The following is a 20,834-nucleotide window of genomic DNA, read 5'->3' on the forward strand; positions in this document are numbered from 1 at the left end:
ATCTTATCAATTGATATTACCTTGACCTTATTCTAAGATGTAAAGGTATCAAAACATGACACCTTTATCTTCATTCAGCAAAAGACTCCCATCTCTGAAGGTGATAAAATGAATGCCGATCTGGTTCCTTTTCAGTGGGTGTCCAAACGCCTGTTGCTGCCGCTACGCTTTCGCACATAAAACACCTGCTGAAATAGAGGCACTCAGGAGGATGTCACGGATTTTGAAAGGAATGAATTGTGCGGGCACAATTCAAAATTCGGACGAAATTACGCCAAGGCGAAATTAATAAGGAGATTTGTATGAAGAAATCAGAAAGATTAAATGACATGATACGATACTTAAACAGTCGAGAGTACTTTAATTTAAATGACCTAATGACTAAATACAATATTTCCAAAAGTACAGCACTGCGTGATATTAGTTCATTAGAACAATTAGGTATGCCTATTTTTTCGGAGCATGGCAGACATGGACGTTACGGTATCTTAAAAAATAGACTATTATCCCCTATTATTTTTACGATTGATGAAGTGTATGCGCTGTACTTTGCCATGCTGACGTTAGAATCATATCAATCAACCCCATTTCATTTAAGTGTTCATAAACTAAATGAAAAGTTTGAAAACTGTCTGTCTAAAAATCAAATACAGCACATTCATAAAATGAAAAAAGTCCTGCAATTTGAAGTAAATCAACATAATAATGTTAGTCATTTTTTAGATAAAATTCTAAAGAGCATTCTTCATGAAAGTAGCTGTAAGATTCAATACTTGAAAAATAATGAGAAAAAAAGTTACTATGTTCAATTTTTCAAAATTTCTGCTAGGTTTGGTCAATGGTATGCTACAGGGATAGAGTTAAATACGGATAAATACAAGGTTTTCAGATGTGATAAAATAGCCTTTATGGAAGAACAGGAAATCAATTCTCACCTTTCTCTAGATGAATTAATTAGTCGTTCGTTAGAAATTTATCAATCCGAGAAGAGAATTGACTTTGAAGTAGAGATTTTAGCACAAGCAAAAGATCTATTTTATAAAGAACATTATCCCTCTATGAAAATAACAATTAGTAATAAAACAGTCGTTACAGGATTTTATAATCATGGAGAAGAGGAATTTATTGCTAACTATTTTATGAGATATGGTCACTATGTTATATCAGTGAAGCCTGAATCATTAAAACAAATAATCCAGGATAAAGTAGAAAACCTCTTCAAACACTATCAAAAATTATAAATCAGCAACATTCATTTATTGGATAAATCGAGATAGCCGACAACTATCTAATTCTTCCAACTGTACATGATTCACAATTTCCTTCGCAACCAATCGACTTATGACCGGAGATAACGTGATGGCCGAATGCATAACTGCTAAATAAAGTCCTTTTATTTGATCGTGAAAACCAACAATAGGGTAGCCGTCTTTAGGCATTGGCCTCATCCCTACTTTAATACTATCTAATTCTAGATGTTCCCCTTCTTTCAAATCATTGCGAAGGGTTTCAAAAGCTTTTTTTCCAACCTCCTCTGGTCCATTTTCTCCATAGTCATCCAAATAATCTTCAGCCGCAATTAGTGTATTATCGGATAGTTGTCTTGCTTCAAATCTTGAATTAGAAATTAATGTGTGAATAAGCTTTTTTGGAGATTTCATACGAATAATAATAGAAGGTGAAGACTCAATAGGAACATTAAAACCAAGAGGTTTACACAGCTCAGGTAACGCTGTACCAGTTGCCAATACAATTACATCTGATTCTATATAACCTTTTGAAGTATGTATGCCTACAACTTTGGTGCCCTCTTTTTTTATTTGTGTCACTTTTGTATCGAATAATATATTTACCCCGTTTACTTCCGCTTTATTTACCAAAAGATTCGTTATAACATTAGGGTCTACCGCACCTTCTTTAAAGGCATATAGAGCTTCCTCAGGATATTCTTTCAAATGAGGTTCTAACTCCGATACTTGCTGCTGAGTTATTTTTTTCACATGAGATTTATTGATGCTTGTGAGATTTCCCCATGTAAGGGCACCGTTCCAATCTACCTTCAACTCTGGTATCTCTTGTTCCAATACATGATATTCTGCTAATGACCCATCATACAAATGTTGGAAGTTACCTGGAACACGCCCTGAAGGATTAATCCAAGCAAAAGATTTTTCTGTTACCCCACATCCTGCTTTTGAATGACTCTCAACTAAAGTGACATTCTGATTTTCCTTTGATAGATTATAGGCTATAGACGCTCCAACAATCCCTGCACCAACAATTGTAATCTTTTGCTTTTTATTCATGACTATTCCTCCTTTTAATTTATTCCTTTATATATTAGACACTATTCGATTTTACTATTGATTTCAACAATTGCGTCTTCATAAATAAATTTTTCAAAAAACATCACCATAGAGATGACGATCTGTAGTTCTAAAAGGATTGGTAAATCACTTGGGAGCGAATGAATACTTAAAAATTCTACAAAAATGAGGTTAACGTGGACGGATGAAGATTAATAATAAGTAAAAACACAATAGATATTTATAGGAAGATGAATACAATATTCTAATAAAATTTGCCCTCGGCTAGATTGTGTCCAACAATTGGGGTGCGGTTCATTCTCTTTGCTTTAATACTTATTTCTAATCATTATCTTATATAGGTAAATCAATTTCATAATACGTATTTTTAAAAAATCATAGACGTGCAGAATATTGAATGATTTCTTAAAAAAACGAATGAAATACCTTATGATGCTGTAGATTCTTGAAGATTAGTATATCTAAGTCTATCCATCGCTAGTCTGGATGCATTGTATGCAATGTGTACTAAATCGAAATGAACTTTAGCTTTCTTCCCGGTACAATGGTAAATCTGATTCAATAGAAAATAGCCTTTTAGATAGGCATTTACACGTTCAACGGCACTTCGCGCCTTATAGAGTTGGTTCCATTTTTTCGAGCCTCTTGCTGGAGCCGTATATCGTCTAAGATCTTTTGTTATTTTCATTTTATATACCTTTTGACATAAGCTATCGTGAGCCAATGGACAATCGTTACATTCATGAGGACGTGTATACTCTAGCGTCTCATGTTTAGCATCATAACTGATAAATAAAATATGTTCAGTGATCCGAATGATTAATGAATAAATCATTGATGGATAATTAAGCGTTTGTGGAGCCTAAATGGGACTTTTTCATGACAACATCAAGAATTGGGTGGATATCAATATCAGATAAAATAGAGTTAAAACGATGGGTAGGTTCCAAATCATATAAAATTTGCATATCAAACAGGCTTTCTTGTCGTATAATAGACATAGAGCATTTCTCCAATCTGTTAATGTCTGTGTAGTAACTCTCATTATACAGGATTTGGGGAGGTGCTCTATTTTCGTAAGGTCTCAAAATTATGAAATTGACTCAGGTAATGAAATTAATCATTTGGATTTATGATGGCTAATATCTGATGGTCTTCCCAACAATCGTTTATTTTTACACTTTTTTTAGCCATACCTTCTTTATGAAAACCAGCTTTTTCTAAAACTCGAATTGAACCGATGTTATGTGGCATAACACCGGCCTCAATTCTATGTAAAGTAAGTGTATTAAAAGCATAGTCTACAATGAGCTTAGTAGCCTCAGTAGCGTAACCTTTACCATTTTGTTTTTTATCTAAGAAATAGCCAATAATCGCATTTTGAAGTGATCCACGATTGATCTGAAATAATTGAATGGTTCCTATTAATTCATCATTCTCTTTTTGAAAAATCCCAAATTTGAACTCGGTATCTTGTTTTGAGTTATCTTCCCATTTTTTTATTAAATTCTTTTGATGTTCTAAAGAATAAAAATTAGTAGGACGATTCATTGAATATTGCTTAAAGAAATCTTTATTTTCAATTTGCAATTGTAATAATTTCTCTGCATCTAATAAGATAAATGCTCTTAAATAAATATTTTCACTGTTTAACATCCTAATCCCCTTTCTTTATAATGTCCACTATAGCATACCCTGCCGGTCCTCCACCAACAACAGCACATTTGTAAAACAAGATACTCAAACTAACCGACTGGTCAAATAAATTGTACTCAATACTAACCAATCGTCAAGGTCTTTAATTGTGATATAATGATAAAAAAATGTGACCATTAATGATAGATGGTAGGGAAAATGCACATCCTTGTTTATCGCTACCATGTCTGCACGCTCCCGTAGTCATTTGGCGCAGTCTGCTGATCAAAAGGATGTAACCCAACAATTAACAGCATCTGTTGCAGGCTATAGCGACACGTTCATGTTAGGCTTTGTAATTTCTATCATTGCCGTAGTAGTGTCACTGTTTCTCAGAAAAAACCAAAAAGAAAAACAAGTGAATTGATCTCTTTTTTCAAGGACTGCTTTGAGAACTATCAGAGCAGTCTTTAACTCTACAACTAAAACACTTAGCTTTACCCCTCCTTCTCCTCTCCAATGTTGAAAACGCTTCTTACAACAAGTAAATCACCGCTCTTTATAAGTCATACCATAGAAAAAGAATGCTCAACTAACCGAATGACTCCAAATAAGTCTACAAGCAGTCCTATACTAGTTTTTGTCATTAATGTATATGTAAAAGGACAACTTCACTTATTGGTGAAGTTGTCCAAATTTAATCAGATTTTAAATTGAACATACCCTATACTATTTCTTGTCCTGATTCACCTTATAATGTAGATGTACAAACTGACCATACCGTCTTGTATCCATTAAATTTAAATCTATCTGTGGATTTTTTTCTTTAAACAACGGAATACCAGAGCCCAATATATGAGGTGTAACAGTAATTATATACTCGTCAATTAAATTTCCCTTTATAAAAGCATCCAGTATACCTGCTCCACCGACCATCCATATTTTAGAGCCTTCTTGTTCTTTTAATTTTTTTGTAAACTCCACTACATCTTCATGGACAAATTCTACATATTCATTTGAACCTTTTTCAGAAGTGGTGAAGACGTAGCATTTTTTTTCAGGATACGGAAATGATTCTGAGTTTTCCATTACATAATCATAAGTCTTTTTTCCCATTATCGTTGTATCAATAGATTGATACATTTCTTCATATCCATTGTCACCCTCACCTTCTGTGTCAGTTAACCATTGTAAGTCATTATCTTCCTTAGCAATAAATCCATCTAAGCTCGCAGCAATGTACAGAACTACCTCACGTGACATACTTTAATCTCTCCTTTTATCTTATAAACTTCCCTTATTGATTAAGGTACAAAAACTATACTAACCATAAAACATGACAAGTAATGGCATGATTAAATGAAAAGGCGAAAAAAATTTTTTCATAAATCAATGTCATTAATGATATTTCCCAAAAGCTTAGAATACTCAAACCTACGTCTTCTAAAAAGGACTCAACTTTCATTTACTGGATAAAACCTAGATAGTCGACAACTCTCTAATTCTTCCAACTGTAGCTTTTTAATAAAGTTTGATTAAAAAATCAGTAGTTGGTCTAGATGGTGCAAAAGGTGAAAGTCAGATTTCCTAGCCCCTCCACCGTATGTTCAACCTTTACACTATTTTTATAGGACATTTTTTTATCCAAGAACATTTGAAATTTGGAAGGCGAATCGTTAATCATAGCTTCATCCACAAATGACCAATACATTTAATAAAATTCATTCTCTTTCATCGATTCTGCTGGTGTTAGACCATAATGATAGGTCTCCCAAGGATATCATCCTATTTTCATATTCATGTTTTTTTATTGCATTCATAGCCTGTTGGTGAAGTGTTTTTCAATCTGGAGAAACCGGTGAATTATATTGTGCAAGTAATTTTTCAATTTGCATATTAATGGCTGTGCTTTCATCAGCAGTTCTTCGTGCAGATTTTGCAGCTAATGCCGTTCTTGTAGCTACTGCTATAAGTTGGTTTATTAACTCTTCCTGAGGGGGGATTTCTTACCTTTTGTCGGTATCAAATCCCAATTAGGTGTATATAGGCTCAATAAAACTGTATTTATATTCTAATAGCCCATTATAGCTGTTAAACAAAATAAAAACTCTATTCCATTATCTCAAGAGAGTGATGGAATAGAGTGATACCCACTACATATTAAGTGAAACTTCAATCAGCAGGGGTTTTCTTCTCCCCCACAATAAATAGAGGAACACAAGCTAAAACCTTCACATCCTGTGAAAAAGCTTGTGTGACCAACATCCTGTCGCTGCCGCTTCGCTTTCGCACATAAAACATCCTGTTGCCCCGAACCAATCGGGCTTTTACGGTCAGTTAATCGTCTTACTGACCGTTAATGCGGGATAAAATTTGTGCCTCATTGCAATAACGTTTGTTCTTGAAGTTTTGCTGCGAAATACTTACGTGCATCAGCTGTGAGAATCTGTAGAAGAACAACTTCGTCCTGACGTCCAAATTCAACAAACATACCACTTAAGTTTTCATAGACATACTGAATTTTATAACCACTGTCCAAATAATGGTCCACTTTTTTTATTTCCTCTGTACTTTGTAAGTAATCTGACATGCAATCACCTCACTTTGTTCAACTTTAACGGACCGGATTTCGCTTTAATGGAAACCCACCTATAGCCAGTTTATTCTGCTCCTTTTATTTCGAGTACTGGATCAACTGAATCTACAGGGTCCCCCGCATCTGGTATAACCGGTGGTATAGAGACTGGTTCTTGACCGAAAATCTCATCCAAATTATGACCAGCTGTAATCCCTAAATACTTGGCATCACTAGGATCTTCTAGTTCAGCTTGTGGGTACTTTTTGAACCACCAATATTTCGCTAACACATAGTAAAGAAGTGCTCCAACGAAGAAACCAATTAATGATGAATAGGTCGGAAACATATTTGCTATGGTCCCACCGATAATCCAAGCGATTAAACCTGCAAAGTTAAAGCCTTTAAAATACTTAAATTGACCGTCTAACTCGTAAAGTTCTTTGACATTTACGCGACGTTTACGAATTAAATAATAATCGGCAAATAAAATACCAACAATTGCTGTTAAGATACCACCAATAATTAATAATGCATTTACTAACACGTCAAATAAACTCCATGGCTGTGCTAGAGTCCCAATTATCCCAGCTATCACAACACCAACCCAAAACGGCACTTTTGGACCACCAATGTTCGAGAAAATGGTCGCCGCAGGAATGACATTGGCTGAAGTATTCGTAGACCATTGTGCTAATACAATCATTAGCAATAAGACACCTAATACAATGCCACTTGCACTTTGTTGCAATGCGTTTATTGGATCAGCAGATGATACGGCCATATAACAGACTGCTCCAATTACAATCATAAAAGTATTGGTAATAGGCATGACGATCAGTGAACCAACTAACTGTGTTTTATTACGTTTAAACCAGTTACGTTCATTTTTTGGTGCTTTAAAGAAACGGGATAGCGATGGCATGTCAGCTGCCAACGTTGCCCAGAATCCCATGTTCGCCATAATCACCACCATAAATGCTGTAAAGGCAGCCATACCCGTTGCTGGTGCTTCCACCCAAGTCCAGACATCTTTTCCTTGGGCAGTTGCATTATCTGCCAGCGTAATATACATCCAGCACGAAATTAAAATAATAATAGGTGCTGCTAAATCTGCAAATCGCTCGATGGATTTAATGCCAAGCGATGTATTGAATAACTGTAACGCCGCAAAAACGAGAAAGCATATAAACCAATTGTTATAGCCAAACATCAAATTCAAAATCCCATTAATCGCCATTGCACCAAAATAGGTGTTGATACCAAACCAACACGCCGCCGTCACACCACGAACTAGTGAGGGGATATGCGTACCAAATGTACCGAAGGGCGCGCGCATATATACCGGAAATGATAAGCCATGCTCAATGCCGATATCACCAATTAACGTCATAAATACGCCGATTAAACACGAGCCTATTAATGTCGCTAAAATAACCATTGGCATTGGTAGACTCATAATAGCCGATCCGCCAATCGCAAATGCAGCTAAGACAATCGCCATTCCTACCCAAATAACCGCAAAACCAAATGCGCCAATATTTCTTTGTTGATGTGTCACTGGAAGTAAATCTGGGGATTTCAAATAATTCCCGTCATTCTCCATACATTTCTCTCCTTTTTTATCAATTTCCGTGACAACTACTTGAGGTTTTTCCTTCGTTGAGCTGATGTCATTTCATCTACAGAATGAAGGTGGCAATTCAGTAAATCATCCTACAATTCGTAATTATCGAGATAGACTACCGATAAGCGATTGGCGTTCATTCCAAGTCATTGGCGCAATAGCTGATTTTCTTTCAACCATTGTAATCGCTCCATCTACTGGGCAAACAATTGAGCATAAATTACAGCCAACACAATCTTCTTCACGAACCTTAAGCATCGGACGACCACTCTCTGCATACAGATCGATACATTGATGCGATGTATCTTCACAAGCGATATGACACTTATTACAATTAATGCAGACATCATTATTAATTTCAGCAACAATTTTATAATTTAAGTCTAAATTGCCCCAGTCAGAATAACGAAGTACCGACCGACCAACTAGATCCATTGCTGATGCAATTCCCTTATCATCTAGATAATTATTAAGGCCATCTATCATGTCCTCTACTATACTAAATCCATGGTGCATTGCCGCTGTACAAACTTGAACCCCAGTTGCACCCATCAACATAAATTCCACAGCATCTTGCCAATTGGAAATACCCCCGATACCCGATATAGGTACATTGATGAATGGATTACGTGCACATTCTGCAACCATGTTGAGCGCAATGGGTTTAACAGCAGGACCGCAATAACCACCATGTGCCCCCTTACCCGCAACATGAGGGATTGTATTCCACGTATCTAAATCAACGCCGGCTAAGCTATTAATCGTATTAATCATACTGATAGCATCGGCCCCACCTCTAGTTGCCGCTTCCGCCGTTACCGTAATATCAGTGATATTCGGCGTTAGCTTTACAATGACTGGTGTACGTGCAACTTCTTTCACCCAAAACGTTTGTTTTTCAACCAATTCAGGGACTTGACCAGAGGCAGAACCCATTCCTCGTTCTGCCATCCCATGTGGACAACCAAAGTTAAGTTCAAGACCATCGACCCCCACATCTTCTACTCGTTTTACGATTTCATGCCACTTTTCTTGCTTCGGTTCTACCATCAAAGAAGCAATAATTGCATGATTAGGAAACCTTTTTTTCGTTTCGTAAATTTCTTTTAAATTTACCTCTAACGGCCGATCTGTAATCAGTTCAATATTATTAAAACCTGCTACTCTTTGTCCGTTATAGCTAACTGCTGCAAAACGTGAAGAAACATTCAAAATCGGTTCACCTAATGTTTTCCACACAGCTCCGCCCCATCCAGCTTCAAATGCACGCTGCACTTGATAGCCTGAATTCGTTGGTGGTGCTGAAGCCAGCCAAAATGGATTTGGTGATTTTATCCCCGCTAAGTCAATGCGCAAATCTGCCATGTCGCTTCCCCCCTCTTAAAATCGCTCCAGCGAATTCGGCGTCCAGATTGTGAATTGTGTAAGCTCAATCGACGCCTTCCAAAATCTATGCCATCCGCTGGAGGTTACCCACATTCAGCAGACATTTACCATCCGCTGTGGAATACCTTAAACGATATTTCTCTCATCACTTATCGCGATGTAATACTCCGCCGAATGCAGTTAGGCAATCTCGCTAGGTTTTCGTAAACGCTCATGTATCCTATATGCTGCGTCCTTACCTTGCTGAACAGCTGTGACAACCATCGCCTCACCTTGTCCATTTCCGAATACGACATCTCCACATGCAAACACCTTGTTATTCGATGTTTGCATTGTCGCTTCATCAATATCGACAACACCGTTCGTATGCTTTAAATCAAATGCTTCAATCAATGACACAAAGCGTGTCTGACCAATCGCTTTAATGACGGCATCCACTTCTATCATAAAATTGGAGCCTTTAATTTCTTCTGGTCTTTGACGACCATCAGCCCCAGCCTCACCCAATTTCATTTTGATGCACTCAATCGCTACTACTTCACCAGCCTGATTACCAATAATTTTTTTCGGAGCTGTCAGCCACTTGAACTCCACACCATCCTGTTTGGCAAATTCAAATTCGAATTGGTAAGCCGTCATTTCTTTTTGTGTTCTTCTATAAAGAATTTTTACATTGTCAGCACCTAAACGAACAGCACATGTCGCCCCATCGATTGCTGTATTTCCAGCGCCGATGACCGCTACTCGCTTTCCAATTAAATTTGTTGAAAGTGGGCCAATCTTTGTTTGCTTAACAAATTCGATTGCATCATGAACGCCCGCTAGATTTTCCCCTTCAATCCCAACATTCGGCACGGCACCCATACCAACAGCCAAAATGACACTGTCATGTTGTTGTAAAATTTCATCTACCGAGATATCGATGCCTACTGTTGTATTTGTTTTAATGTCTACGCCAAGTTTTACAATTTGCTCAACTTCCCAATCCACCACCTCGTTCGGTAAACGGAATGACACGATGCCATAGTTCCCTAAGCCACCTGCTTTTGACTCAGCTTCATATACGGTAACACGATAACCAAAACGACTAAGCTCGCGCGCAGCAGATAAACCGGCTGGACCTGCACCAATGATCGCTACCTTTTGTCCATTGCTTTGTCCTTTTTTAAATAGCTCGACATTTGATGCCATCGCCCAATCCGTTGCATAGCGCTGTAAATGGCCTATTTTTATCGGTTTTGTCGAGGAATTTAACACACATGCCCCTTCACACAACTCTTCGGTCGGACAAACTCTTGCACAGCTTGCACCAATCGGATTTGCCTCTAGTATCGTTGTAGCCGAACCTTTCATATTACCTGAAGCAATTTTCTTAATGAAATTTGGGATTTGAATGCTAGTTGGGCAAGCTGTAATACATGGTGCATCGTAACAATATAAGCAGCGATTCGCCTCTTCTATTGCTTCATTTTTTGTCATCCTGCTTGTCAATTCAACAAAATTTCGATCAAGTTGCGCAGTCATTGAAACCATTCCCACATCCCCCTCATGTGTTCACTTTTCCTAGCCCGATTGTTTTTACTCTCCAGACAGAAACAATCGATCATCCACGAAAAAAAGATCAATTATGCCTCGGCATAATTGCGTTCGGATTCGGCTTTGTGCTTAGGCCTGCACGATGCAGATCAGTTAGCCGCTGTCGCATGGATGCGACGAACTTAGGCTAACATCCTAAATTCACTCCTTGCCGATTCCGTGCCATCCGCCGGATATTTGCTGAAAGAAGTTACATTTTTATCGTTTCTGCAGTAGCCGGTTGTAATCCACGTTTTAAGTATTGGCCACTACCTAATACCCCTACGAATTCTTTATCCTTAATGACGTACTCCCCGCGTACAAGTACACTGATTGGCTCACCTGTAACTTCCCAGCCTTCATATGGGCTGTAGTCTACATTCATATGATGCGTCTTGGCTGAAATTTCGCGCTTTACTTCCGGATCGAAAATAACAATATCGGCGTCAGAATCGATTGCGATTGTGCCTTTTTGTGGAAATAAGCCGAAAATTTTTGCAGCACTCGTCGAAACCATATCGACAAATTCATGGATAGAAATTTTCCCTTTTGCCACGCCTTCTGAATATAAGATGCTGAAACGATCTTCGATAAACGGCCCACCATTTGGAATTTTAGAGAAATCATTTAAGCCTAATTGTTTCTTCCCATTGAAACTAAATGAACACTGGTCTGAACCAATTGTTTGTAGTTGTTTCGCTTTTAGCGCGTTCCATAAATGTTCTTGATGATATTTTGGACGAAGTGGTGGTGACCAAACATATTTTGCACCCTCAAAACCTGGCTGTGCTAACGCAGACTGATCCAGTGTTAAATAAGGCGGACATGTTTCTCCATACACGTCATAACCTTTTTCACGTGCTACAATAATTTCGTCTACTGCCTCTTTGCAAGTTACATGCACAACGTAAAGCTTTGCACCTGCGATATGAGCTAATTCAATTGCTCGTTTCGTCGCTTCGCCTTCTAATTCTGCTGGACGCGTAAGTGCATGATAGATTGGCTCTGTATGACCTGCTTGTTTCGCTTCTTCAACAAGTTCATCGATAACGGAGCCATTTTCACAGTGCACCATCACGACAGCACCTACATCTTTTGCGATTTTAAATGCTTTAAATAACGTCCGATCTGTCGCTTGAAATTCTTTGGCATAAGCCATGAATACCTTTACAGACGTAATGCCTTCTTGCGCTAGTAATAACGGTAACTCTGCTTCTGTCTCGGGTGTTAAATCACCAATCATTAAATGGAAACCGTAGTCAATTGCCGATTTCCCCTTTGCTTTTTCATGCCACTTTTCTACAGCTGTAGCAAGTTTCTTTTCACCAGCAGTTAAACAAAAGTCCAAAATGGTTGTCGTGCCACCGAATGCCGCTGCAATCGTACCAGACTGCCAATCATCATCCGTCACGGTGTTGTTAAATGGCATATCTAAATGCGTATGCGGGTCAATTCCACCTGGCATGACATACTTGCCAGTAGCATCAATTATCTCTGCTCCTGCAACTGATAACGCCTTGCCAATTTGCACAATTTTTCCGTTTTCTATGAAAATATCTGCCTCATACACATCTGAAGCTGTTGCAACTAGTCCACCTTTAATAATTTTTTTCATACTCCCCCACACCCTTCGTTTCATTAAATTTATAGATCTAAACAAATACAAATTTTTCCAAATAAGAACATAAAAGGCTCATCACCGAAACTTGTGGTTGATTTCCGTTTGGCGCTTTCCTTGGGGCGTCCGATGAGCCACTTGGGGCAACAGATGTTTTATGTAGCGAAAGCGAAGCGTCAGCTACAGGTTGTGATACTTTTAGCCTTCGTTCCTCTAATGGGCTCGCTCCAGGGTCTCATCTGTGACGCTGATCCCCAAGGAGTCGCCCAGCCTCCACTCCAATCAACTTATATAAAGTGAAACTTCAATATGAATCGATACCTGATAGTAGTCGGAATTGCGCTGATAGAGCTTCTATCTACGGCGATTGAATGGCATGTTCCGCCGCTAGAACTTCAAACCTTGCTAAAAGCTCTTGATGGAATATGGATTAAAACTAATTTAAGGTGTATGTCTCTCCCATGCTGAACTTTGTCTGTAGTGTTAAAACCGTTTCCAGTAGTACATCTGCACCCTTTGCGCAATCTTCAAATGTCGTTTCTTCTTCTTCACAATGACTTTTACCATTTATACTCGGTACGAAAATCATTGCTGAAGGAATGATGCCGGCGATATACTGTGCATCATGCCCCGCCCCACTAAACATTCGATGAAAACTATAACCGAAGCCCTGGCACGATTTTTCCAATTCATTGCAGATTTGTGCATCAAAAAACACGGTATCTCGCCCCCATAGTTTGACTGACTGAATGCGGCAACCTGTTTCTTGTGCGGGTAGAGCGGTTAGTACTTCTTCTACTTTTAGCATCACCTCTGGACGCTGATGACGTGAATCAATCGTAAACGTTACTTTATTCGGTATAACGGTATGAATATTAGGAGATACATTCACTCGACCAAATGTGTAGACAAGTGTTTCATCGATTTTTCCAAGCTGTTCATGTAAAACCATCATCATTTTGGACGCTACAATCATAGGATCTTTACGCATAGACATAGGTGTTGTCCCAGCATGATTTGATTCTCCAGTAATCGTAATCTCATAACAAACCATACCTAAAACGCCTTCTACAACACCAATCTCGAACTGTTTTGCCTCTAGTACCGGCCCTTGCTCAATATGAAGTTCAATATAAGCAAGTGCTTCTTTTAAACGGTTATCTTTTTCCCTCTCATAACCACTTTCTTGAAGCGCCTCTTTAAACGTAATGCCATTTTTATCGACAGACTGTAACATTTTGTCCTTTTCAAATTTGGAAGCAATCACACCAGAACTCATCATCGCTGGATCGAAACGAGCACCTTCTTCATTCGTAAAATTGACAATCATTAATGGTACATCTAGTTCAATTTCATTTTCCTTTAACGTTCTAATGGCTTCTAATGCAGTTAAAACACCTAAGACACCATCAAATTTCCCGCCCTTTTCAACCGAATCTAAATGTGATCCCATGACAATTGGCGGAACATCTTTTTTCCCCGGTAGAATTGCATAGATATTCGCCATATCGTCTACCTTAATGTCCATACCTAATTCTTCACAGCACTTGCAAAAATAGTCCCTTGCTAAAAGATCCTCATTCGAAAGAGACAAACGCGTAACGCCCCCATTTGGCGTTGCTCCAAATTGACTAAATTGTTCAATTGACCCTTGCAATCGTCTACTATTACATTTATACATATGCATGTCCTCTCTTTCACATTAGTAATTGAAGGTTCATTTATATAAATTCTAAGATAGAAAAAAACTGTGAGATATAGATATAAACCTAAAAAAATATGTGCATCTGCACATTATATATGGTAAGTTATGTTCATATTAAGGGGGGGTTTTATGGGAACAATTCGCAAAATTGTGGAGGGAGTTCAATTCCCTATGCTTACATTAGTAGCTGGTTTTAGCGGTTTATATCGTAGAGTTACAGGTATTAACGTAGTAGAGAGCATTGATTTAATCATGTTTTGCCGACCTAATGAATTAGTCGTAACGACAGGCATTAACCTAGCCCAACAGGACGATTCCTTGGAACAGCTTGTCAAACTAGCCTACTCAAAAAAAGTAGCAGGTTTTATTGTTAACGCTGGTCCATACATTCCAGACATTCCTGAAGCAGTTATTACTTTTGCTAACGAGCATGATTTCCCACTTTTTCAAATGCCCTGGAATTGTCGTGTAGCCGATCTTTTAAAAACAACCTTTCAATTTATCGCCACTCATCAGCAAGAGCATTCTGTTGAAGAAAAAATCCTTTATAACTTACTTTTTCACTACAAACAGCACACAAATGCTATGAAAGAAAATTTACTCCAACTCGGATTTCCACAAGGTAGAGAGCTAGCTATTATTACTTGCTCAACCATTGGTGGACAAACCAACATTGACCGTTACGAGGTCATGATACAGTTCGCATTTCAACATAGATATAAGCGCTTCTTGAAACTGAAGTATAAAAATCACCTCATTTTTTTAATAGACCGAACACAAATCAATACACCCAATCTCCCCTTCTCAAAAATAGTTGAAGAAATTTACGACAAGATTTCAAAGAAAAATGGTGATTTAGATATTATCATCGGCAAAGGAAACTATCATAAAGAACTTGAAAATGTTCGTAAAAGCTATGAAGAATCACTAACGGTTATTCAATTAGCACAGCTTCATAACAATCGATTCCTGTACAAATATAAAGAAATTGGCGCCTACAAAATTATTATGGCTGTTCAAAATCAGAAGTTAATCAAATCATTTAGCCAAGATATACTCGGACAACTCTACCAATATGACGATCTTCACAATACAGATTACGTACCGTTTCTACGCATTTTTCTCGAGGAAAATGGCAGCACAAGTAAAATTAGTGAACGACAATTTATTCATCGCAACACGGTTCTTTATAAAATCAAAAAAATTGAAATGCTGTTAGATATGGATTTAAGTAACCCATTTACAAAAACAAATCTATATATAGCCTTTTTAATTGAAGATGTCTTGGCACATCAATAATTGAAACTTGTCGATATGTGCATTTGCACAATTTAATATATCAGAATCTTCGGTCAATAGATCCCTCTTCTAAACCTCCTCCTGTATTCATATAAAGTAGCAATGGAGTTGTCTAAGAAAGATGTTTGAGATACCTCTATCTATATCAAAAGTAAAGCAGTACTACACAGGACAATCTAGTATTGAAGAGTTGCAATAGATTGCTTGCATAAATACTGCTTATGTTAAAAGGAGAGATGATCGGCAGTGACGAATTTAACAAGTCAAAATTGGCAAGTAAAAGATGAACAGTATGTTTGGCACTCGATGAAGCCTTATAATCCCAATGCAACCATGATCGTACAACAATCAAAAGGAGCTTGGATTACGGACACAACGGGCAAGCGATACCTAGACGCTATGGCTGGATTATGGTGCGTCAATGTTGGCTATGGACGCGAGGAAATCGCCAAAGTCGCTTACGAGCAATTACTTGAAAATACTTATACACCATTATCAGTTGGTCACATCCCTGCTATTCAATTAAGCGAAAAAATTAGCGAGCTATTAGGTGATGATTATGTCGTATTTTTCTCTAATAGTGGTTCTGAAGCGAATGAAGCTGCGTTTAAAATTGCCCGTCAATATCATCAACAACAAGGAGCCGTGAATCGCACAAAATTCATCTCTCGTTATCGCGCCTATCATGGTAGCACCATGGGCGCATTAGCCGCCACGGGACAAGCCCAGCGCAAATACAGATACGAGCCATTAGCACCTGGTTTCATTCATGTCACACCGCCAGATGCCTATCGTGCCAATGAAGATCATATTAAAGACCCTGCCGCTTTACCATCCGTACAAGCAATCGATCAAGCAATGACATGGGAAATGTCGGATACGATTGCTGCGGTGATTATGGAGCCAATTATTACCGGCGGCGGTGTGATTATGCCACACGATCACTACTTACAAGGGGTTAAAGCTGTGTGTGAAAAACACGGGGCTCTTCTAATCGTTGACGAAGTAATTTGTGGTTTTGGCCGTACAGGCAAAGCATTTGGTTTCCAACACTACGGCATTCAGCCCGATATTGTCACAATGGCAAAAGGTTTGACGAGTGCCTATATGCCACTATCTGCCACAGCCGTGCGACGTGAAATTTATGAAGCATTTGCGGGTAGCAAAGAATACGATTTCTTCCGCCACGTTAACACATTTGGGGGTTCGCCAGCAGCATGTGCAGTCGCGTTGAAAAATATCGAAATTATGGAGCGGGAAAATTTATTTGCTCGCTCTGAGGAATTTGGTGCTATCCTACTTGCTGAATTACAAGAGCAATTAAAGAATCACCCAAATGTCGGTGATATTCGTGGAAAAGGCTTACTTATTGGCGTAGAACTTGTAAGCGACAAAAACACGAAAGCACCACTCGACGTAGCTGAGGTCAACAAAGTCATTAGCTTATGTAAAGACCAAGGATTAATCATTGGAAAAAATGGCGTTACCGTTGCAGGTTTTAATAATATTTTGACACTATCCCCACCGCTAATCATCACCTTGGATGAGAAAGATTTCATTGTAGAAAGAATCACAAATGCCTTAAATACGCTTCAACAACAGTCATAACGTGCTTGGAAATAGGAAAATAAGGAGGAAATATATTTATGGTAACCAATACAGAAGTAAAAGAGTTAGGTCATTTTATTAATGGTGAGGTTGTTCCAGGCAAAAGTGGTCAATTCTCGGATGTGTTTAATCCTTGTTCAGGATCGGTCATTGCCCGTGTACCCATTGCCACAAAGCAAGAGGTACAGCTGGCCATCGAAACGGCAAAAAAAGCATTTCCAGCTTGGCGTGCGCTGTCGGTTGGTAAAAGAGCTGACATTGTCTTGAAATTTCGTCAACTACTAACCGAACGAATAGATGAATTGATTGAACTGATATGTACAGAAAGTGGCAAAACCATAGAAGATGCGAAGGGCGAAATCACAAGAGGTATAGAATCAGTAGACTTGGCCATCAATGCCCCACATCTATTAAAAGGCGAATATTCGGTAAACGTTGGTGGCAATATCAATGCATACTCTGCAAAAGTACCACTTGGCGTTGTAGCAGCGATTTCGCCATTCAACTTTCCTGTTATGGTGCCACTTGCTATTACAAGTATGGCGGTTGCTGTAGGAAATTCGGTTATCCTAAAACCTTCTGAACGCGTTCCTTGCTCAGCTCTATTTTTATCGGAGCTTTGGAAAGAAGCTGGTTTACCAGATGGTGTTTGGACAGTTATTAATGGCGATAAAGACACCGTCAACGAGCTATTAACAAACCCTACAATTGAGGCTATTTCATTTGTAGGCTCAACACCAGTTGCTGACTATATCTACGCCACAGGTTCAAAGCATGGAAAACGTGTCACAGCATTAGGTGGCGGTAAAAACAATATGATTGTCATGCCCGACGCTGATTTAGAACAAGCTGCAAACGCATTTTTAGGCGCAGCTTACGGGGCAGCTTCTCAACGCTGTATGGCCATTTCAACGATTATACCAGTTGGCGAAGAAACAGCTAATCATCTTGTGAAAATATTGGCCAATAAAATCGCAAAATTAAAAGTCGGACCCTCTACAGATAAAGAAGTTGACTTTGGACCAGTTATCACACAACAATCCAAGGACGCCATTATCCGGTATATCGACCGTAGCCTAGAAGAAGGTGCTACATTAGTTTGCGATGGCCGAAATCCAGACATCGCGCAAAACTCAAACGGTTTCTATTTAGGTCCTACTCTACTAGATAACGTTAAACCAGGTATGGAAATTTATGAACAAGAGGTATTTGGTCCGGCTCGTAATGTGGTGCGTGTCGAAACATTAGAAGAAGCCATTCAATTAATCAATGAACACGAACTAGGTAACGGTGTCACAATCTTCACCAATAACGGTGCTGTCGCGCGTAAATTTACAACCGAAATCGAAGTTGGTATGGTCGGTGTAAACGTGCCTATTCCTATTCCGGTCGGTTATCATAACTTTGGCGGCTGGAAGCGTTCAAAATTTGGCGAAGGACATATGTTTGGTCCTGACCAAGTCCGCTTCTTCACCAAAGCCAAAACAATCTCCGAGAAATGGTTTGAAGAAGATAGCACATCATCCACTACATTTGCTTTTCCAAGTAATAATGACTAACCGCATAATACGCTAACAAGCATTTAAAAAGCCGTCTCATCAATCATTTGAGACGGCTTTTAAAAAAATAAAACTGACGAACCTTGAAAATACCATCAGGGTACTGCCATCCAGCTCAAGGTTAAAACAATTATTTCTTCTTAGAAGCGCCCTTTCTTATCTCCGTTTTTGGCACATCCATGAAGTCTGCTTCTTCACCAGCTTCCATGCTGTAATTCGAATTACTGTAATTACGAGTATGACTTTCTGAAATAACCTCATCCTCATCATCATCTAACCGTTTCATAAGAATTGGTATAGATATCAATCCGGCTAGCCCAACAAGAGCATAAATCCATCTCGACAGTACCGCCGTTTGCCCACCAAATAAATAAGCGACTAAATCAAATCTGAAAAATCCTATGAGTCCCCAGTTTATCGCACCTATAATTACTAAAACTAAGGCAATCCTATATAATACGCCCATCGTGTAACACCTCCTTCATCTTTTGGATACGTAGCTTGTCTTCAAGCAACGCTGAGATACCTGTACAAGCATTGAAGCCAAAAATAGAACTCGCCATTTATAGTGAGTTATGTTCAACGCTTGTAATCCTTACAGCTGATTAAGAGCTATATTTTTCACACGCGTTACAAAAGAACACCTGTTATGACGCATTCGTATTTTTTGCAGTAACCATTTTTTTATACAGTCTTGCTTGTGATAAAAAATGAACTGAACATGATGACAGAGAAAGGAAATAAGCCTGAAGAATTCATCTTCATGCTGATAATAAAAAGTAAGCGCCAAATCATACACAATTATTCCTTCTTTGTGCATGATTTGACGCTTATGCTTATATAGATATATCGAATTCCTATTTATATTCGCTTTCATGTTACTTGTCATAGATTGAATGCCTCAATAATATTGGTCAGCTATCCTGTTCATGGCTAAAGTTAGATTTTTCATGTTGAAGCAGCCATTCCTTTCTCCACAAACCACCTTCATAACCGGTTAATGTTCCATTTGAACCGATAATTCGATGACAAGGAATGACGATACTTAATTTATTTTTACCGTTGGCACTTCCTACTGCTCTAACTGCCTTGTCATTTCCGATGGACATTGCAATCTGTTTATAAGATCCTGTTTCAGCGTATGCTATATTGGTTAAAGCATGCCAAACCGCTTTTTGAAAGTCGGTTCCTTCAAAAATATAAGGAAAATTAAATGTATAGCGCTCACCCTGAAAATATTCATGAAGTTGTTCCTGACAATCCACTAAAACCTTGGGTGTATCAGCTTGCTTAACATGCACAATTTTATCTTGTTCAGAAAACATAATGGCGTGAATACCTTCAGCTGAACCAACTATTTCTACTATTCCAATTGGGGATTCGTAATCTAATTTGTACATTTTAGTCATATAAGGACCTCCAAAGATAAAAAGTTGCATATGCCTGCCAGCCCTTCCAATGTGTTGCGATTTGTGTTATTTCTTCTATTGATGGTTTACGTTCCAGGCCTAATTGAATTTTTAATGCGTTATGTAGGCCAACATCCGCAATCGGAAAAGCACTTGGGCAATGCAAGGATTTCATCATGACATAATCCGCCGTCCATGCACCAATACCTCTTATCGCCATTAAAGATTTTTTAGTGTGCAAATAATCTTCTTTTTGTAGCAATCTTTCTTTTGTTAATTCACCACTTGCCATCAGCTTTGCGATACCAATGATGTATTCAGACTTCCTAGCGGTAAATTGTAATTGCCTCAATGTCTCGACCGAAATGGCAGCTATTTTTTCATATGTAGGAAACAGCCAATACGTCTCTCCTTCAAAAATTAAACTTTATAGCAATAGGTAAGACTTTGAAGTTATCTCCATCTTTTCCCCTGCTCCACACCCAACGTGCAGCTTTCACCGCATTAGGCG

17 protein-coding genes and 2 pseudogenes are annotated in these 20,834 nt (G+C 38.5%); 5 read left to right on the forward strand and 14 right to left on the reverse strand.

The genetic code is table 11. The features are described from left to right. Positions 1–302: 302 nt before the first annotated feature. Positions 303–1,241 carry a helix-turn-helix transcriptional regulator gene (locus tag ACQKII_RS10255; protein ID WP_427458882.1) on the forward strand — a complete coding sequence of 313 codons (939 nt, stop codon included), beginning with the start codon at positions 303–305 and terminating at the stop codon, positions 1,239–1,241. A gap of 15 nt (positions 1,242–1,256) precedes the next feature. On the opposite strand, the gene ACQKII_RS10260 is transcribed toward ACQKII_RS10255, so the two are convergent. The 4 genes and pseudogenes from ACQKII_RS10260 to ACQKII_RS10275 all read right to left on the reverse strand — a co-directional run bounded on the left by ACQKII_RS10260 (position 1,257) and on the right by ACQKII_RS10275 (position 3,983). Beyond that, on the reverse strand, positions 1,257–2,306 hold the full coding sequence (locus tag ACQKII_RS10260; protein ID WP_427458884.1) for an NAD(P)/FAD-dependent oxidoreductase: 1,050 nt from the start codon (positions 2,304–2,306) through the stop codon (positions 1,257–1,259). Positions 2,307–2,754: 448 nt separating this feature from the next. Beyond that, a pseudogene (locus tag ACQKII_RS10265) lies at positions 2,755–3,114 on the reverse strand (transposase); the annotation flags it as partial. Between the two features lie 58 nt (positions 3,115–3,172). Beyond that, positions 3,173–3,328, reverse strand: coding sequence for a hypothetical protein (locus tag ACQKII_RS10270; RefSeq protein WP_427458886.1), 156 nt, complete (start codon positions 3,326–3,328; stop codon positions 3,173–3,175). A 115-nt stretch (positions 3,329–3,443) separates the two neighbouring features. Further along, complete coding sequence (locus tag ACQKII_RS10275) at positions 3,444–3,983, reverse strand: GNAT family N-acetyltransferase (protein ID WP_427458888.1); 540 nt, start codon at positions 3,981–3,983, stop codon at positions 3,444–3,446. 208 nt (positions 3,984–4,191) lie between these two features. Here ACQKII_RS10275 and ACQKII_RS10280 point away from each other — a divergent pair, with 208 nt between their 5' ends. Then, positions 4,192–4,389 carry a hypothetical protein gene (locus tag ACQKII_RS10280; protein WP_427458890.1) on the forward strand — a complete coding sequence of 66 codons (198 nt, stop codon included), beginning with the start codon at positions 4,192–4,194 and terminating at the stop codon, positions 4,387–4,389. Between the two features lie 302 nt (positions 4,390–4,691). Here the strand turns inward: ACQKII_RS10280 and ACQKII_RS10285 are convergent, their stop codons facing one another. From ACQKII_RS10285 to ACQKII_RS10315, 7 genes are all read right to left on the reverse strand, one after another. Continuing rightward, positions 4,692–5,225: a dihydrofolate reductase family protein gene (locus ACQKII_RS10285; protein ID WP_427458892.1), complete on the reverse strand. Its 534-nt coding sequence runs from the start codon at positions 5,223–5,225 to the stop codon at positions 4,692–4,694. 1,117 nt (positions 5,226–6,342) lie between these two features. After that, a complete protein-coding gene (locus ACQKII_RS10290; protein ID WP_427458894.1) occupies positions 6,343–6,552 on the reverse strand; it encodes a hypothetical protein in 210 nt (69 codons plus the stop codon). 70 nt (positions 6,553–6,622) lie between these two features. After that, positions 6,623–8,143, reverse strand: a complete 1,521-nt coding sequence (locus ACQKII_RS10295; RefSeq protein WP_427458896.1) for an NCS1 family transporter — start codon at positions 8,141–8,143, stop codon at positions 6,623–6,625. 123 nt (positions 8,144–8,266) lie between these two features. After that, on the reverse strand, positions 8,267–9,529 hold the full coding sequence (gene preA / locus ACQKII_RS10300; protein ID WP_427458898.1) for an NAD-dependent dihydropyrimidine dehydrogenase subunit PreA: 1,263 nt from the start codon (positions 9,527–9,529) through the stop codon (positions 8,267–8,269). Between the two features lie 201 nt (positions 9,530–9,730). Further along, complete coding sequence (locus tag ACQKII_RS10305; RefSeq protein WP_427458899.1) at positions 9,731–11,083, reverse strand: NAD(P)-dependent oxidoreductase; 1,353 nt, start codon at positions 11,081–11,083, stop codon at positions 9,731–9,733. A 253-nt stretch (positions 11,084–11,336) separates the two neighbouring features. Further along, positions 11,337–12,740, reverse strand: coding sequence for a dihydropyrimidinase (gene hydA / locus ACQKII_RS10310; RefSeq protein ID WP_427458901.1), 1,404 nt, complete (start codon positions 12,738–12,740; stop codon positions 11,337–11,339). A gap of 439 nt (positions 12,741–13,179) precedes the next feature. After that, positions 13,180–14,424 (reverse strand): Zn-dependent hydrolase, encoded by a 1,245-nt coding sequence (locus ACQKII_RS10315; protein ID WP_427458903.1) that lies wholly within the window; start codon positions 14,422–14,424, stop codon positions 13,180–13,182. A gap of 153 nt (positions 14,425–14,577) precedes the next feature. Here ACQKII_RS10315 and ACQKII_RS10320 point away from each other — a divergent pair, with 153 nt between their 5' ends. The 3 genes from ACQKII_RS10320 (at position 14,578) to ACQKII_RS10330 (ending at position 18,914) form a co-directional block, all read left to right on the forward strand. Then, positions 14,578–15,747 carry a PucR family transcriptional regulator gene (locus tag ACQKII_RS10320; RefSeq protein ID WP_427458904.1) on the forward strand — a complete coding sequence of 390 codons (1,170 nt, stop codon included), beginning with the start codon at positions 14,578–14,580 and terminating at the stop codon, positions 15,745–15,747. A gap of 246 nt (positions 15,748–15,993) precedes the next feature. After that, positions 15,994–17,355: an aspartate aminotransferase family protein gene (locus tag ACQKII_RS10325; protein ID WP_427458906.1), complete on the forward strand. Its 1,362-nt coding sequence runs from the start codon at positions 15,994–15,996 to the stop codon at positions 17,353–17,355. A gap of 38 nt (positions 17,356–17,393) precedes the next feature. After that, entirely contained in the window at positions 17,394–18,914 is a 1,521-nt protein-coding gene (locus ACQKII_RS10330) for a CoA-acylating methylmalonate-semialdehyde dehydrogenase (RefSeq protein ID WP_427458907.1), read from the forward strand. A 130-nt stretch (positions 18,915–19,044) separates the two neighbouring features. On the opposite strand, the gene ACQKII_RS10335 is transcribed toward ACQKII_RS10330, so the two are convergent. From ACQKII_RS10335 to ACQKII_RS10345, 3 genes and pseudogenes are all read right to left on the reverse strand, one after another. Further along, the gene (locus ACQKII_RS10335) at positions 19,045–19,380 is read right to left on the reverse strand and encodes a DUF378 domain-containing protein (protein ID WP_427458908.1); all 336 of its coding nucleotides are present in this window, start codon (positions 19,378–19,380) and stop codon (positions 19,045–19,047) included. A gap of 448 nt (positions 19,381–19,828) precedes the next feature. Continuing rightward, positions 19,829–20,323 (reverse strand): methylated-DNA--[protein]-cysteine S-methyltransferase, encoded by a 495-nt coding sequence (locus ACQKII_RS10340; protein WP_427458910.1) that lies wholly within the window; start codon positions 20,321–20,323, stop codon positions 19,829–19,831. Next, positions 20,316–20,747, reverse strand: a pseudogene (locus tag ACQKII_RS10345) (DNA-3-methyladenine glycosylase family protein); the annotation flags it as partial. The pseudogene ACQKII_RS10345 and the gene ACQKII_RS10340, both read right to left, overlap by 8 nt. Positions 20,748–20,834: the final 87 nt, after the last annotated feature.

Origin of the sequence: Lysinibacillus sp. NPDC048646 (assembly GCF_050272295.1) — a bacterium.
In the GTDB taxonomy this organism is placed as follows: Bacteria; Bacillota; Bacilli; order Bacillales_A; family Planococcaceae; genus Lysinibacillus.

Bases quoted from the DNA above. Each gene is read 5' to 3' on its own strand.
- ACQKII_RS10330 (WP_427458907.1), top strand. From the start codon at position 17,394: ATGGTAACCAATACAGAAGTAAAAGAGTTAGGTCATTTTATTAATGGT.
- ACQKII_RS10315 (WP_427458903.1), bottom strand. From the start codon at position 14,424: ATGTATAAATGTAATAGTAGACGATTGCAAGGGTCAATTGAACAATTT.
- ACQKII_RS10255 (WP_427458882.1), top strand. From the start codon at position 303: ATGAAGAAATCAGAAAGATTAAATGACATGATACGATACTTAAACAGT.
- ACQKII_RS10290 (WP_427458894.1), bottom strand. From the start codon at position 6,552: ATGTCAGATTACTTACAAAGTACAGAGGAAATAAAAAAAGTGGACCAT.
- ACQKII_RS10335 (WP_427458908.1), bottom strand. From the start codon at position 19,380: ATGGGCGTATTATATAGGATTGCCTTAGTTTTAGTAATTATAGGTGCG.
- preA (WP_427458898.1), bottom strand. From the start codon at position 9,529: ATGGCAGATTTGCGCATTGACTTAGCGGGGATAAAATCACCAAATCCA.
- hydA (WP_427458901.1), bottom strand. From the start codon at position 12,740: ATGAAAAAAATTATTAAAGGTGGACTAGTTGCAACAGCTTCAGATGTG.
- ACQKII_RS10305 (WP_427458899.1), bottom strand. From the start codon at position 11,083: ATGGTTTCAATGACTGCGCAACTTGATCGAAATTTTGTTGAATTGACA.
- ACQKII_RS10295 (WP_427458896.1), bottom strand. From the start codon at position 8,143: ATGGAGAATGACGGGAATTATTTGAAATCCCCAGATTTACTTCCAGTG.
- ACQKII_RS10260 (WP_427458884.1), bottom strand. From the start codon at position 2,306: ATGAATAAAAAGCAAAAGATTACAATTGTTGGTGCAGGGATTGTTGGA.
- ACQKII_RS10270 (WP_427458886.1), bottom strand. From the start codon at position 3,328: ATGTCTATTATACGACAAGAAAGCCTGTTTGATATGCAAATTTTATAT.
- ACQKII_RS10275 (WP_427458888.1), bottom strand. From the start codon at position 3,983: ATGTTAAACAGTGAAAATATTTATTTAAGAGCATTTATCTTATTAGAT.
- ACQKII_RS10320 (WP_427458904.1), top strand. From the start codon at position 14,578: ATGGGAACAATTCGCAAAATTGTGGAGGGAGTTCAATTCCCTATGCTT.
- ACQKII_RS10340 (WP_427458910.1), bottom strand. From the start codon at position 20,323: ATGACTAAAATGTACAAATTAGATTACGAATCCCCAATTGGAATAGTA.
- ACQKII_RS10285 (WP_427458892.1), bottom strand. From the start codon at position 5,225: ATGTCACGTGAGGTAGTTCTGTACATTGCTGCGAGCTTAGATGGATTT.